This is a genomic window from Fibrobacter sp. UWH4, assembly GCF_900142475.1.
Taxonomy (GTDB): domain Bacteria; phylum Fibrobacterota; class Fibrobacteria; order Fibrobacterales; family Fibrobacteraceae; genus Fibrobacter.
Map to the genome: position 1 here is coordinate 1 of NZ_FRAY01000006.1, position 14,225 is coordinate 14,225.

The following is a 14,225-nucleotide window of genomic DNA, read 5'->3' on the forward strand; positions in this document are numbered from 1 at the left end:
TTAAAGTCTTGGTCCCGTTAATCACGTTCGTATCATTGACTTTCCAAGAATCCTCTTGGACCCGTCACTAAGCACATCTCCGATTCCTTCAATCTACTCAGCAACCTCTCGGGTTGCTGTCCCGCGTCCGTTTCAGCTCTTCAGCCCTCTCGTTCGCGGGTGAGGCCAATTATAGAACTTTCCGTGACCGTTGTCAAGGGCTTTTGGCGAAAAATTTCAACTTTTTTCACTTTTTTGCGAAATAACGGGATTTATTCCACATTACATCCACTTTATCAACAATTTAAAAACATATATTTTCAAGAAAGCCATTCGGCAGGAATCTTTTTCGACCTTCTGCGGGTTCACAAAGGGATTTTTTTCAACTTTCCGCGTCGCAACTTCACTGTCAACGCCCTTTTCCAAGCCATCAAATTACGTTTTACGATTAAACGCTCCATGTTTCTCCATTGAAACGGCCAATGTTTCTTTTTGCATAGCCACAACCAAAGAAGACAAGCCCGGCCCCGCCAACCCCGCTAAAATACTGGCCTAGACGCAATCGCGCCTTCTTTTCGGCAACCACATCTGAAGTTGGCACGCCTTTTGCAATTAGGTGTGCGAAGACAAAAACAGGGTGCCAAGCCGAGGCAAACCGCCAAAGATTGGCCCCACATCCAAAGAGGTTAAAATTATGACACAGTTTATTCCGAGCACTTTCTACGGTATCCAGAACTTCCTTGACAACTTGAACGCCTGCAACGCCCAGAACGAATGCAGCTACACGCCCAAGGCCGACTACTATGAAGTCGAGAACGGCTTCATGCTTGAAGTGGAACTCCCGGGCGTTAAAAAGGAAGACTTGGACATCCAGGTCGAAAAGAACATCATCACCGTCAAGGCAACGCGTAACCGCAAGGAAAGCAAGTTCACTTACGAGCGCAGCTTCCGCCTGGCCGACGACATCGACACCGAAAACATCAAGGTCTCCCTCGAAAACGGCGTGTTGTCATTCGCCCTGTCAAAAAAACAGACAGCAGCAGCACGCAAGCTGACCATTGATTAACCACAAACTCCAAATCCCCATCAAATTCACTCCAATAAAGTGGCCCAAGTGGGGATTAAAAGGATCTTCAATCGTGTAAAAATTTTCTTCATTCATCGTACTCCTACCAAGAAAGAGCCTCGTTTGGGGCTCTTTTTTGTGTAAACAAAATGTTATGGACTAATTGTCAATGGCCAGATTCATTTTTAAAGCCCTTTTTTACACCGAGTATATATTTTTTTGACGGTGTATAGGGTAAAAGGAGTAAGTATGGGTAAATCATTCTCTTCACTGTTCTCTGCAGCAGTGATCGCCGCCATGTGCGGCACCGCATCAGCATATTCATTGAACGGCACCGTTTCCGATGATCATGGCCAGGCTATCAAGGATGTCGATGTCAGCTTGCTCAAGGAAGGCAAGACCACAAAGACAGACGACAAGGGCGAATTCACCATCCACGAAGATGAAGATTCGATCACACTCGCCATTCATCCGGCCTTCAAAAACGCCGTCGGATATATCAACATCAACAACGGCATTCTTTCATACTCCCAGAGTAGTACTTCCCCTGTTCAGGTGAAGATTTACAACTCTCTCGGCAACCAGGTTTTTACCAAAACTTTGCAGGGTGCAGGCACATACGACTTGAGCAAAGGCCTCAACGCACGCGGCACATATTTTGCGCAGGTTTCCGTGGGCAGCGCTAAGCAGAATTTCAAGTTCACAAGCGAAGGAAAATACGGCAGTTCCTTCGGCACACAAGCTAGCGCAAGCGCCCTCATGAAGGAAGCTCAGGCTGGTGAAGCCATCCAGTTTGTCGCCACAGATTACGATACGCTCACCATCAAGCTCAACACGCTCGATACTACGCTCAACGTGAAGCTTACGAAGACGGTTCCTCCCGAACCGACATTCAAATTCGGCTACGCCTTGAAGAACAACCCGACCCCGAGTAAGGGCTGCGGCACGACGTCAAAGCTGCAGAAGACCAAGAGCGTCGAAAATGGCGACCGCTTCGAAATGAACGTCAACGGCGAAACACGTGAATACTTCATCACCTTGCCGAAGAACTACGACAACAAGAAACCTTACAAGTTGCTCTTCGCCATGCACTGCATGGGCTCTAACGCCGAAGACTTCGTCCACCACTATGCGGACCAGGACCATCCGTCTCCGTACTACGGCCAGCAGAAACTCGACACCGAAGGCAACTATATCTTCGTTTCTCCGCGTGGCGATACCGACGGTATGCCATGGAGTATGAACAGCGACAAGGACCACAAGTTCATCAACCAGTTGCTTACGACTCTCGAAGAAAACTACTGCATTGACACCAGCCGCGTGTTCATGACGGGCTTTAGCTTCGGCGCCATGGTCACGAACTCCATGGCCCAGGACATGCAAGACCGCCTGCGCGCAGTCGCTGTCTATGCAACAGCCGACTACAACATCTACCTGCCGAAGAACAAGGGCTTGCCTATCGCCTGGATGGCCGTGCACGGCAAGAATGACGGCACCTGCAACTACAACCGCGCTCGTGACAGCGCACTCAAGCGCATCCTCAAGAACAACGGTAAGGCCGATGCAGATGGCAACTTCACCGATGCCAGCGCAGAAAAGCCGAAGGAAGTCGGCGGCAGCGGACACCTCTGCTACGACTTCACGACCGTCGACGAGCGCTTCCCGGTCAAGTTCTGCAGCTGGAACGGTCAGCACCAGTGGACGGCTTACGACAACGGCAACTGGCAGAACACCTGGGTTCCCGAAGAAGTCCACAAGTTCTTCGAACAGTTCTAAGTTTCCTACACACCTCCAACAACAGAAAGGTCCGCCTCAAAAGGCGGACCTTTTTAAACGCGATATCGTATTTTTTCAGACGCAATAGAGCCGAGCGGTCTTATCGTGAGCCTCAAACGATTCGTATTAACGAATCGTGGAGGCGAGAGCGAGGCGATATCGTATTTTTACAGATGCAATAGAGCCGGGCGGTCTTACCGTGAGCCTCAAACGATTCGTATTAACGAATCGTGGAGGCGAGAGCGAGGCGATATCGTATTTTTACAGATGCAATAGAGCCGAGCGGTCTTATCTTATATAAGTTTTTCGACTTTAGTGCAGAGGGCTTCGGCCTCTTCAGCCGTCGGCGCTTCGGCAATTACGCGAATCACAGGCTCGGTGTTGCTGGCGCGCACATGCACCCAGGACTTCTCGTGGCCAAGCCACAGGCCGTCGCGTTCGTCCATTTCCCAACCGGCAAATTCTGCCTTGACTTTCGGGAGGATGTCGGCCACCTTCTTGTCGCCCAGTTCAAACTTCTTCTTGGGCATGGCGTAAGACGGATTTTCCGCAACGAACTTTTCCGGGCCTCCGTTATGGTGTGCCATCCAGCTAAGCACGAGGGCTGCCGCCACGAGACTATCACGACCGTAGTGGAGTGCCGGCAGAATCACGCCTCCGTTACCTTCGCCGCCGATGACGCAGCCCTTTTCGATCATCTGCAGGCTCACATTGATTTCACCCACCTTGGCGCGGCTGAATTCGCAACCGTACTTTTCGGCGACATCCTGGTTCATGCGGCTCGTAGACAAATTAACACAGACGCTTCCTTTCTTCTGGCTGAGCACTTCTTCCGTCGCAATGGCGAGCGTATATTCTTCGCCGATGCTCTGGCCAAGGCCATCGACCAAGGCGCAACGGTCCGCATCAGGGTCCACAGCGAAACCGACCGCACAGCCGTTATCCTTCACGGCCTTGCGCAAGTCGCCGAGGTTTTCGGGAATCGGTTCTGCACCACGCGGGAACGTGCCGTCGGGTTCGCAATGCACGCGAACCACTTCGCAGCCGAGCTGTTCCAAAAGACGCGGCACAATGTAGCTGCCCGCACCATTCACGGCATCTACGGCCACCTTGAATTTCTTGGCACGAATCGCCTCGACATCCACAAACGGAATCTTGAGGGTTCCATCCACGTGAACGCCGTCGGCATCCTTCATGAACTCATACTTGCCCATGCCGCGATAATCGGGATACTTGAAGTTATCGGCATCGGCAAGTTCAAAGAGCTGCTTCACGTCGGCGGGGCCGAGGAAAAGTCCCTTGTTGTTTAGGAACTTGAGTGCGTTCCATTCGAGCGGGTTATGGCTCGCGGTAATGATGATGCCCGCATCGGCCTTGAGCTCAGTCGTCAAGATTTCCACCGAGGGAGTTGTCGAAAGGCCGACCTCTACAACGTCTACGCCCGACAGACGACAGATGCCTGCGACAAACTGACTGATAGCGTCGCCCGTCGGTCGACTGTCGCGACCAATCACGACTCGCTTGGCCTTGGTAATCTGCAAAAAGGCACTCACATGGCTCTTCAGGACCTGGGGGGTAAGGGTATCACCCACGATTCCGCGGATACCCGAAATAGAACGCATCAGTTTAGACATAAAAATCTCCGTTTTACAAAAAAATACAAAAAAATTATGTATAATTATCACAAGAAGACAGGAGAAACTCAACCTACTCCCCCAATTCGGTCCGGGGGCGTACATGGCGGACAGGACATAAGGCAATGAGCCCCTTATTTAACCTAGAAAGCATCTATGTTGCCAATATCATCGGCATCGTACTGATTGTCGTCCTGATTATCTGTAATCTTTGGCGTCTGCAGAGCAAGACTCCCGCCAACAAGAACCTGGTCCTGATGATGTTCTTCGCGCTCACCAGTTGCATTGCCGACCCCATCTCGTACACCATGAAGGGAATCCCGGGCCTAATGCCCAAAATCGCAGTCTATGCGACTAGCACCTGGCTCTTTGCAGCAAACATGCTCGCCGTCCTTTGCTGGGTCCGCTTTTTAGGCTACTACCTGAACGGTTCCATTACCAGAAAGCACAAGATTGCCCTGAACACCATCATCGTGGCGGGAGTCACGGTTCTTATAGTCAACCTATTCCACCCCATAGTCTTCTCTATCGACGAAAACAACCTTTACGAGCGAAAGTCCTTCTACTTTTTCTTTACGGTCATAGACTACCTACTTGTCATCAACAGCCTGTTCACCTATTACAGGAGCAAGCAAAGGGGAGGCGTACTCAAGTTTTTCCCGATATGGGTGTACATCGTCCCGATTATTGCTGGCGGAATCATACAGTCGCTGTTTTACGGCATTTCCGTCATTCCCACAAGCATCGCCATTTCGATTGCGGGCATCCTCGCAAGCCTCCAAAACGAGATGATTTACCGCGATGCGCTGACAGGCGTCTTTAACCGGACCTACCTGGATTACCAGCTCAAAAAATTTGCCAAGCGCCCCAAATTGAAGATTACGGGAATCATGCTTGACCTGAACGATTTCAAGCGCATCAACGACGAGCAGGGGCATTCCGTCGGTGACGAGGCCCTCATCGCCACCACGCGCATCCTGCAAAAAGGCGTGGGCAGCCTCGGAAGCGTTGTCCGTTATGCCGGAGACGAATTTATCTTGCTAATCAACACCCAGGACGATGAGCAAATCAAAGCCCGTATCGAGAAGATCCTGTACCTTTTCGAAAAATACAATGCAGACAACGAAAAGAAATACACCCTGTCTGCCTCTATCGGTTACCACAAGCTAGACCTGAAAAACGAAAATATCGACACTTTCATCAATACAATCGATTCCCGCATGTACGAAAACAAGAAGGCCTTTTACGCAACCCACAAGGTCATGGACCGCAGAAAGCGTTAAAAAAACGTGATATATCACACAAAAACGATAATTTATATAAAAAATTTCTTTTTTTGTAAAAAGTGATTATATTATGGAAGGGATTGATTATGGAAAGCACTTTTGAACTGACAACTGTTTATGTGAGTAACATATTCGGCATCGTTCTCATCGGTGTCCTGTTGGCAGGTAATATATGGAGATTCCGCGAGAAGGGGGCGGAAAACGCTTTCTTGCAGTTGATCCTCTTTTTCGCTTTTTGCGGATGCATTTTCGACCCCATCGCCTACACCGCCGACGGAAAGCCGGGCGCCATGGCGAGAGTCATCGTCTACGGGAGCAACGCACTCCTGTACCTGGCCGACATGTTCGGCACGTTCTTCTGGCTGCTGTTCCTGGCAGAGCACCTGAATGCACGATTCTCCATCGTCCATCGTTACATTTTGGGGGCGGCACTCATCACGGGAACGACCATGATTATCCTCAACAACTTCGTTCCCTTCATTTTTGACGTTTCCTACAACAATGTCTACGAACGTAAATTCGGTTACCTGTTCTACATCGCAATCGACTACGGTTTCCTTGTCGACAGCCTGATTCTCTACTTTATTTGCAAGCGAAAGGGAGGCATGTTCAAGTCCTTCCCTGTCTGGGTCTACTTTATCCCGCTCATTGTCGGCACGGCTATCCAGTCTCTCTTTTACGGAATCTCAGCCATCTCTGCAAGTATCGCGGTTTCCATTGCAGGTGTTTTCGCCACGCTGCAGAGCGAGCGCGTTTTCAGGGACAAGCTAACGGGAGTCTTCAACTACACCTACCTGGACTACCTTGGTCGCGAGTACGCCAAGAAGAAAGACCTGCAAGTGACCGGAATCCTTGTAAACATCAACTCGTTCAAGACCATCAACCAGAACTACGGGCACGCCACGGGCAACAAGGTGCTGATCAAGATGGCAAAGATCCTAAACCGCTCCATCGGGGAACTCGGTGTGATTATCCGCTATTCCAGCGACGAGTACATCGCATTCGTCAACACCCAGAACGAAATGGCCATCAGCATGTGCATTACACGCATAAGGTCAGGGTTGTCGGAAGCAAACAACTTCAACAGTTCATACAAGCTATCCGTCTGTATCTGTAGCCAAAGCTACGATACCAGCAAGCCGATGAACGAATTTATCGACAGCATTTCAAAATCCATGATGGAAGAAAAATCGAACTTCTACGCGCAATCGCAAATCAACAAACGATTGCAACAATAAGGCGGGCGAGCGCGACGCTCACCTTACGCATTTGTCCCCGAGGCTCATTCAGGAGCGTGCAAGCACGCTCCACCATTCGCCACTTACTCTTTCTTGGACGACGGTCAGGCCAATTTCTTCGAACCAGCGGAGAACATAATCCTTTTCGGTTTCAAGCTGGCCACTAATGACAAGTTCGCCGCCCTTCACAAGCAGGTCCTCGATGTCGTCGCGCAGGGGCCAAAGCTCGCTCCGGATCATGTTGCACAGGATAACGTCAAACTTGGCACCATCCTTGAATGCATCCAGGAAACCCAGCACGCAGTCGCTTTCACCAAAGCCGTTGCGCTCAAAGTTTTCGGCAATACAGGGAATCGTCAGCGGGTCAATTTCTGTACCTACCGCAAGACGCGCTCCCAAGCGGCGGGCATACATGGCCAAAATTCCCGTACCCGTACCGATGTCAAGCACCGTTTTTCCCTTGAAATCCACCGATTCCATCAGGGTCGCGCAGCTGCTCGTCGTATCGTGTTCGCCCGTTCCGAAAGCGGTTTTCGCTTCGAGCTCCAGTACAACCGCAGCAGGATCGTCTGGCGTAAATTCTACCCAAGGGGGGCGAACCCACAGATGCGGAGACACGGAAACTGGCTGGGCACGGTCGCGCCACCACTTGTCCCAATCCTTCGCGGGTTCGTCGCTGAGCACAAAATGATACTGCGGGAACTCGCCTACAATGCGGTCTCTTTCAGCCTTGTCTCCCGTATAGAAGCAGAAATCCGTCCGGCCTTCCGCTTTCGGGTCCAGTTCTTCAAGAGTCGCAACGCCCGCCTCGAAAAGCAGGTAGCTTGCGAGTTCATATTCTTCGGCGGGGCAATATCCCTCGGCCTTGTACCAAGTATCAATTTTCTGCATGGTCAAAATTTAAGAAATATATTCAAGCAGTGATCCCCGCATTCGCGGGGATGACAGGAAAGAACGCGGGGATGACAGGAAAGAACGCGGGGATGACAGGAAAGAATGCGGAGTTGACGGGAATAATCGCAAGGATGGCAAGAAAAAAAAGTAGTGAGGGAGATAGTTCGCGAATTCGGCTAAAAGATAGAGGTCCGGCACTCCGGACCGGACCTCTTATTACCAAGCGCAAACACCTCAAACCGCTTGGACCCAAAACCAAACCACTAGCATTTTTTCCTTCTTGTAAACAAAGTTATACAAAAAAATCGTGAATCGGTTCACTTTTTTTTCAAAACCCTATTCCAAAGTGGAACATTACGAATTGGAAATAACACAAACAAACCTTATCTACGTATATTTTGCGTTAAATGACCGCATTCCGTCCCTTGTTCATACACCAATACCCTGACTGGACCCGTTTCCGGTACAATTCCCAGAGCGTCATGGACGCCCTCGGACAGACTCGCCTGCAGGAAGGCCGTCTCATCGGGGTTACGAACCTGGTCAACGACAATGACGAAGAAATACAGATGCTCGCCCAGGACATCGCGGCCAACTACGCCCTGGACGACCGGATGCTCGATCCCCAAAACGTCAAGACCGAAATTGCCAAAAAGAACAACGCGAGCGACGATATACGAAATATGGTCGGGGCCCTTCAAAACGCCAAGCAGCCATTGACCGCAGAGCGACTCTTTGCATGGCACGCCGCCATTGGTCAGAACAAAGTAAAGAAATTTAGGACAAAGGAAAGCTCTGTCGGATCTTTTACAGGAATAAGCGCAGAACGCATTCCCCTTGAAATGGAACGCTTTATCGACTGGATCGAAAATTCCACGACGGACGGAGCCATCAAGGCCGCCGTCGCCCATTTCTGGTTCCTTACCATCCGCCCTTTTGAAGACGGTAACGGACGAATCGCTCGCGCCCTCACGACCATGATTCTCGCACACAGCGAAAACACTAGCCACTGCCTATTTGCGCTATGCCCCCAAATTCTAGAGGAACGCGAAGAATACTTCCGCCAATTGCTCAAGGCGCAGTCCGGAAACGGTGACCTGACCGAATGGATCCTGTGGTTCCTGCAAATTATGAGGCGCTCCATCGAAGTGCGTGAAAGAGAGATCGCTGACACTCTCAAGAAAATCCAGTTCGACCAGAAAAATAAGGACGTCGCCCTGAGCGAACGCGAACGTAAAATTGTAAACGCCGCCTGGGAAGGAACGCTACCTGCCACGTTCTCGGTAAAGGAAGCGGCGGCCCTTACCGGAACAAGCCACGACTCCGCCCTTCGCGACATCCAGGCGCTCATCCAGAAGGGAATCGTCCGAGCCGAAAGCAAAGGCGGACGAAGTCAAAAATACAGCCTCGCCTAAACTTAAGAAACGCCCCGGCCAAAGCCGGGGCGTTCATGCATGGGGTGTGGAGTTTCTTAGCGCACGTTGATGCGGAAGGTCTTGCCGGACTTGGAGCGCACCAGGTAGGTGCCGGAGCGGTTCACCGCGGCGGATGTTTTCGCCTGCAAGTCCTCGATGCCTTGGGTCGTAAACTTTGCCACGAGGCGGCCCTGCATATCGAACACGTTGTAGCTGCGCGGCGCATACGAATCCGGAGTCCTGAAGACGAGCGGCTTTACCGCGTCTGTACCATTAGGATCCTTGTTCGCCGTTTCTGCAACATCCTTTTCGGGCTGGTTTTCGTAAATCTTGTCACCCGGGTATGCCGCAGGCGCCAAGTCGTTCCAGCCAAAGTTCCTGAAGCCGAGCAAGGAGTATTCGGTCGGGTCGTTCAGCTGTTTACGAATCGGGGCAATGCGGAACTTGTGGGAGTATTCGCGGTTTGCATTCAGACGGTAGGCATTGAGAGGTTCGGCACCCCAGGAGTTGATACCGCCGAGGCCCATCTGGTGCAAATCCACGCGGAGCGTGATATCCTTGTCGCGCTTGAGTTCCCACGGAAGCTTTACGTTGGTGAGCTGTTCGGGGGTATAATGCTGGGCGTTGAATTCCAGGCGCGGGTTACCCACGATCATGAGTCCCTTGCCGTCGTTGTTGGTGAGGGTCGCCCATTTGACGTCGGTGCGCTGGCCGGTTTCGCCGATTTCCATGTACATGACCGTCATCGAATCCACGAGCGTCGAGTAGATGCCCATGAAGCTTCCGCGATTACGGCCCATATAGTTTTCGTCGGGGCCGCGTCCAAACCAGCGGACTTTTTCGTAGCCCTGCGGCACCGTAAAGAGCGTTCCTACGTTCGGGATGTAGCTCTTGGAGCCGTCCGGATTGAAGGTGTATTCCACCACGATATCGCCGCTGCCGTACACAAAGTAGGTCAGCTTCATCTTGGAGCTGCCCACATCGGGGAAGCTGAAATTGAAGGTCACCTGGGTTTCGTTGGCGGAGACTTCCTTGACTTCGGAGGACACGTTGCGTTTCTGGCTCGCCTTGCGCCATTCGCCGTGGCCCTTTTCCATATTGAAGCCCTTGTCGTTATCGGTCGGGGCACGCCAGAAGTTCGGGATACCGCCGTTCTTGATGATGGTATCGCCATCGAGCACGTAGCTTGCAAGCGTTCCCGCATTCTCGTCGAAGCGAATCTTGAAATCCTTGCCTTCGAGCGTGAGTTCGCCGCTGCCCTTAATCACCCTGTGGGTTCCTACGGTGCTGATATCCACTTCGGTGGACCAGAGCTGGCCCAAATTAATACCGAACTGCTCATGGCCAACGCTATGGCCCGCCTTAGCCCAAAGTTCGTCGTTCTTCAAGCGGAAATCGATATCCAGGAAGTATTCGGCGCCGATCTTGGTTTCGATTTTCGGCATCTCAATAGTCACTTCCTTTTTCTGGTTCGGGCCGATGTTCATCTGCGAACCGTTCAGCTTGCCTCCGTTGATGACCTTGCCGTCTTCCCTGATTTGCCAGTAGGCATCGAGGAAGTCGCCCAAATTCTTGAAGAGGTAGCGGTTTTCAATTTCAATCTTGCCCTTTGCCGCATCTACGTTCTTCACGCGCAGCTGGCTGTACTGGTACTTGATTTCCCACATTTCGGGCTGGATCTTTCTATCCGGGAACACGAGGCCGTTCGCGCAGAAGTTGTCGTCGTTCTGCCAGTCGCCCCACATGCCGCCGAATTCCCAATACGGGGTGCCCTTGTGGTGCAGGCCCTGGTCGATAAAGTCCCAAATGAAGCCGCCGAAAGCACGCGGGTTGCCGTAGAAGGCATCCATATATTCCTGCAGGTCGCCCACGGAGTTACCCATGGCGTGTTCGTATTCGCAAAGCATCACGGGCTTGTTCGCATCCTTGTAACCGGCGATATAATCGTAGCCCCAGTACATCTGGCTTGTCACATCGGCATTGTTGTTGTCGCCTTCGTAATGCACGTAACGGGTAGAGTCAATCTGGTGGGCACGTTCGCGTTCCGAGGCAAACACGTTGCCGTTACCGGCTTCGTTCCCCAAGGACCAAAGGATAATGCAGGGGTGGTTCTTGTCACGCTGCACCATGGTATTCAGGCGGTCTACCACCGGGGCGCGCCAATCGTCGCTATTTTTCGGAAGTTCACTGTTGGCGCCGTGGCTTTCCACGTTCGCCTCGTCAATCACGTAGATACCGTACTTGTCGCAAAGATCGTACATCACCGGATTGTTCGGGTAATGCGACATACGGAGCGCGTTGATGTTGAAACGCTTCATCAAGATGATGTCCTGTTCCATTCGCTCGTAGGTCACAGCGCGGCCGTTATCCGGGTCGAGCTCGTGACGGTTCACGCCGTGGAATTTTACCGGCATACCGTTTACAAACAGGCGCGGAGCCCCGTTGTCCTTCTTGATTTCAATTTTTCTAAAGCCAATTTTATTGCTCTCGACCTGAATGATCTTGCCGCTACCATCTTTAATGGTAAGCACTGCGGTATACAGGTTCGGAGTTTCGGCAGACCAACGGTCCGGTTTCGTAATCGGCAATTCAAAGTGGACACTCTTTTCGCCCTTCGAGCCGATACCAGAAACCTTCTGTGCCGACGGAGAAATGACTTCGGCTCCCTTGTCGTTGTACAGCGAAAGTTCTACGGTATAGTCGCCCGAGGCAGAGCCCGTAGAGTTATAAATCCACGCCGTCGTTTTCAGCAAACCGTCGGTATAATTGTTGGTAAGGGTCGCATCGATCTGGAAATCCTGAATGTGCACTTCGGGCACAGCGTAAATGTACACATCGCGCATGATACCCGAAAGGCGGATAAAGTCCTGGTCTTCGAGCCAGGAACCATCGCACCAGCGGAAAACCTGCACCGAAACATTGTTTTCACCCTTGCGCAGGTACTTGTTGATGTCGAATTCGTGACCGGTAAAGGAATCTTCGGCGTAGCCGACATAGTTGCCGTTCACCCAAACATAGTAAGCGGATTCCACACCTTCAAAATGCAGGCGGATACGCTTGCCGGCCCATTTTTCGGGGACGGTGAAGTTGCGGCGGTAATGACCCACCGGGTTAAAGTCAGTAGGAGCGTAAGGTGCAGAAACGCGGTTGTTCTGCGACCACGGATAAATCACGTTGGTATAAATCGGATGGTCGTAACCCAGCAACTGCCAAGAAGACGGCACCGGAATATCGTCCCAGCCAGACACATCGTAATTGTCCTTGTAGAAGTCGTTATTGCGTTGGGCAGGCTTGTCAACGTGGTAGAATTTCCACTTGCCCGAAAGGCTCTGGTACCATTCAGAAGCATGGCGGTCGCCCACTAGGGCTTCCTTGACCGTCGTATACGGCATGGATGTCACATGCGGAGTCAGCGCATTTACCGCAAAAACACGCGGCTTGCCGTTCCATTCATCATTGGGTTGCGCACTTGCGGAAGTCGCAAATACGGCAAATAACGCTGCGCACGAAACAGCAGACGAAACCAAGAAGTTTTTCATAACAACCTCACTTAATCATCCACACCAATAAAAAAGATACCCCTTTTTGTAAGGGATTTACACGCCGTTTGCACAAATTCTATTGACATTTTATCAAGATTGCTATATTAAAAACGAATTTCAAATTTTTTCAAAACGCATTATGAAACGAAATAAGGCCCGTACACTCAACCTTTTGTTTGGCGCAGCGCTTTTTACGGCATGCGTAGGAAACACACCTGTCCCCGAAACAAATCCACAGTCGGAACCATCAACTGCAAGTGCCGCCGAGTACACGACTGAACCTTCAAAAGGGGCCCCATCCGCAAGCCAGGCGACAAGCTCGGAACAATCCGAAAACGAAGTCTTTTTCAATTCGCAGGCCCTGGACAGCCATCGACTGAACACGCCCCAAAATATTCCAACTGCAGAAACCACTACGGTCCCGGCAACCGCAACCCATACGGCAAGGGCAACGGATCCCTACACAGAGATTCCCGCCCTGATCCAGAGCATCTTTGACTATGCGGACACCCTGTACAAGGCCGGCTATACCGATTCCGCCACCGCCTACCTGGAACGATTCCGCGTCATCAAACCCCTATGGGCCCAATGGGAATCCAAGGCCGACTCCATGCTAAATGAATTCGGCAAGACTCGTGCCGAGAAGGCCAAAGCCTACGAACCGATGGTTTTCCAGATACAGAACATGAACCGCGCAAACGCCAACTATGACCTGGTTTCCGAAACCGCGGACAGCCTCATCGCACTTGCGCCGGGCGATTCGCTAACCCTGTGGGCCAAAGCACAAAAGGTTCTCGCCTACACGAATACGCTTGCCAAGGCCAAAAAGGAATACGCCACCATAAAGGCTCTCGCCGACAACCAGGCGCAATTTGCCGAAGCCGAAAAGCAAGCGATTATCCTGCAAATGCGCTATCGTGACTTCGAAGATTCCCTCCACCTGCAAGCGCTCATTGACCACATCCGCGAGCTCGCCCAAGCAAACGACGCCGAAGCCGCCAAGTACTGGGAATCGAATGATCCCGTCCAGGCGCTCGCCAAGGCAGACTCTCTCCTGCAAAAAGAAAAATTCGCCGAAGCCAAGACCCTCCTGAACAAACTCAAGGCCAGCAAACTCCGCAAAGAAGCAAACGAACTTTATCTGAAACTAGCCGACACCTACTGCACCAAGCAACGCAAATCCACTAGTCAGATATTTGCGAAAGCCCAAAAGCAGAAGGACATGGCGAAGAAGAAAAAAATGCTGCAGGACGCAATCACCCCGCTCGACAAGTGCCTGACAGAATATCCGGACAATCCGCAAAAGCAGAAAGTCGAAGAGAACAAAAAGTTCCTAGAGACCGAATTAGGGAAATAGATTGTTAGATGTAGGATGAGAAATGTGAGATGAGTAAT

At 51.4% G+C, this 14,225-nt stretch carries 9 protein-coding genes; 6 read left to right on the forward strand and 3 right to left on the reverse strand.

The window, feature by feature from the left end; translation table 11 throughout:
* Positions 1 to 673 precede the first annotated feature (673 nt).
* Both BUA93_RS11530 and BUA93_RS11535 read left to right on the forward strand, forming a co-directional pair.
* Positions 674 to 1,045, forward strand: a complete 372-nt coding sequence (locus BUA93_RS11530) for an Hsp20/alpha crystallin family protein (RefSeq protein ID WP_072979588.1) — start codon at positions 674 to 676, stop codon at positions 1,043 to 1,045.
* Between the two features lie 249 nt (positions 1,046 to 1,294).
* Positions 1,295 to 2,821, forward strand: coding sequence for a T9SS type A sorting domain-containing protein (locus BUA93_RS11535; protein ID WP_072979590.1), 1,527 nt, complete (start codon positions 1,295 to 1,297; stop codon positions 2,819 to 2,821).
* A 293-nt stretch (positions 2,822 to 3,114) separates the two neighbouring features.
* On the opposite strand, the gene glmM is transcribed toward BUA93_RS11535, so the two are convergent.
* Positions 3,115 to 4,455 (reverse strand): phosphoglucosamine mutase, encoded by a 1,341-nt coding sequence (gene glmM, locus BUA93_RS11540; protein WP_072979592.1) that lies wholly within the window; start codon positions 4,453 to 4,455, stop codon positions 3,115 to 3,117.
* Between the two features lie 125 nt (positions 4,456 to 4,580).
* Between glmM and BUA93_RS11545 the strand changes: the two genes are divergently transcribed.
* Together BUA93_RS11545 and BUA93_RS11550 are read left to right on the forward strand one after the other, a co-directional pair.
* Positions 4,581 to 5,738 (forward strand): GGDEF domain-containing protein, encoded by a 1,158-nt coding sequence (locus BUA93_RS11545; protein ID WP_072979594.1) that lies wholly within the window; start codon positions 4,581 to 4,583, stop codon positions 5,736 to 5,738.
* Between the two features lie 89 nt (positions 5,739 to 5,827).
* Entirely contained in the window at positions 5,828 to 6,979 is a 1,152-nt protein-coding gene (locus BUA93_RS11550; protein ID WP_072979596.1) for a GGDEF domain-containing protein, read from the forward strand.
* A gap of 48 nt (positions 6,980 to 7,027) precedes the next feature.
* Here BUA93_RS11550 and BUA93_RS11555 read toward each other — a convergent pair whose 3' ends face one another.
* A complete protein-coding gene (locus BUA93_RS11555) occupies positions 7,028 to 7,870 on the reverse strand; it encodes a 50S ribosomal protein L11 methyltransferase (RefSeq protein WP_072979599.1) in 843 nt (280 codons plus the stop codon).
* Positions 7,871 to 8,280: 410 nt separating this feature from the next.
* On the opposite strand from BUA93_RS11555, the gene BUA93_RS11565 reads away from it, so the two are divergent.
* Positions 8,281 to 9,288, forward strand: coding sequence for a Fic family protein (locus tag BUA93_RS11565; protein ID WP_072979603.1), 1,008 nt, complete (start codon positions 8,281 to 8,283; stop codon positions 9,286 to 9,288).
* Positions 9,289 to 9,344: 56 nt separating this feature from the next.
* Here the strand turns inward: BUA93_RS11565 and BUA93_RS11570 are convergent, their stop codons facing one another.
* On the reverse strand, positions 9,345 to 12,827 hold the full coding sequence (locus BUA93_RS11570; RefSeq protein WP_072979605.1) for a beta-galactosidase, LacZ type: 3,483 nt from the start codon (positions 12,825 to 12,827) through the stop codon (positions 9,345 to 9,347).
* 142 nt (positions 12,828 to 12,969) lie between these two features.
* Here BUA93_RS11570 and BUA93_RS11575 point away from each other — a divergent pair, with 142 nt between their 5' ends.
* Positions 12,970 to 14,187 carry a hypothetical protein gene (locus tag BUA93_RS11575; RefSeq protein ID WP_072979607.1) on the forward strand — a complete coding sequence of 406 codons (1,218 nt, stop codon included), beginning with the start codon at positions 12,970 to 12,972 and terminating at the stop codon, positions 14,185 to 14,187.
* The last annotated feature ends 38 nt before the right edge of the window (positions 14,188 to 14,225 follow it).

What these genes read in the sequence shown, in the direction of transcription:
- BUA93_RS11530 (WP_072979588.1), top strand. Translation starts at nt 674, where the DNA reads ATGACACAGTTTATTCCGAGCACTTTCTACGGTATCCAGAACTTCCTT.
- BUA93_RS11535 (WP_072979590.1), top strand. Translation starts at nt 1,295, where the DNA reads ATGGGTAAATCATTCTCTTCACTGTTCTCTGCAGCAGTGATCGCCGCC.
- glmM (WP_072979592.1), bottom strand. Translation starts at nt 4,455, where the DNA reads ATGTCTAAACTGATGCGTTCTATTTCGGGTATCCGCGGAATCGTGGGT.
- BUA93_RS11545 (WP_072979594.1), top strand. Translation starts at nt 4,581, where the DNA reads ATGAGCCCCTTATTTAACCTAGAAAGCATCTATGTTGCCAATATCATC.
- BUA93_RS11550 (WP_072979596.1), top strand. Translation starts at nt 5,828, where the DNA reads ATGGAAAGCACTTTTGAACTGACAACTGTTTATGTGAGTAACATATTC.
- BUA93_RS11555 (WP_072979599.1), bottom strand. Translation starts at nt 7,870, where the DNA reads ATGCAGAAAATTGATACTTGGTACAAGGCCGAGGGATATTGCCCCGCC.
- BUA93_RS11565 (WP_072979603.1), top strand. Translation starts at nt 8,281, where the DNA reads ATGACCGCATTCCGTCCCTTGTTCATACACCAATACCCTGACTGGACC.
- BUA93_RS11570 (WP_072979605.1), bottom strand. Translation starts at nt 12,827, where the DNA reads ATGAAAAACTTCTTGGTTTCGTCTGCTGTTTCGTGCGCAGCGTTATTT.
- BUA93_RS11575 (WP_072979607.1), top strand. Translation starts at nt 12,970, where the DNA reads ATGAAACGAAATAAGGCCCGTACACTCAACCTTTTGTTTGGCGCAGCG.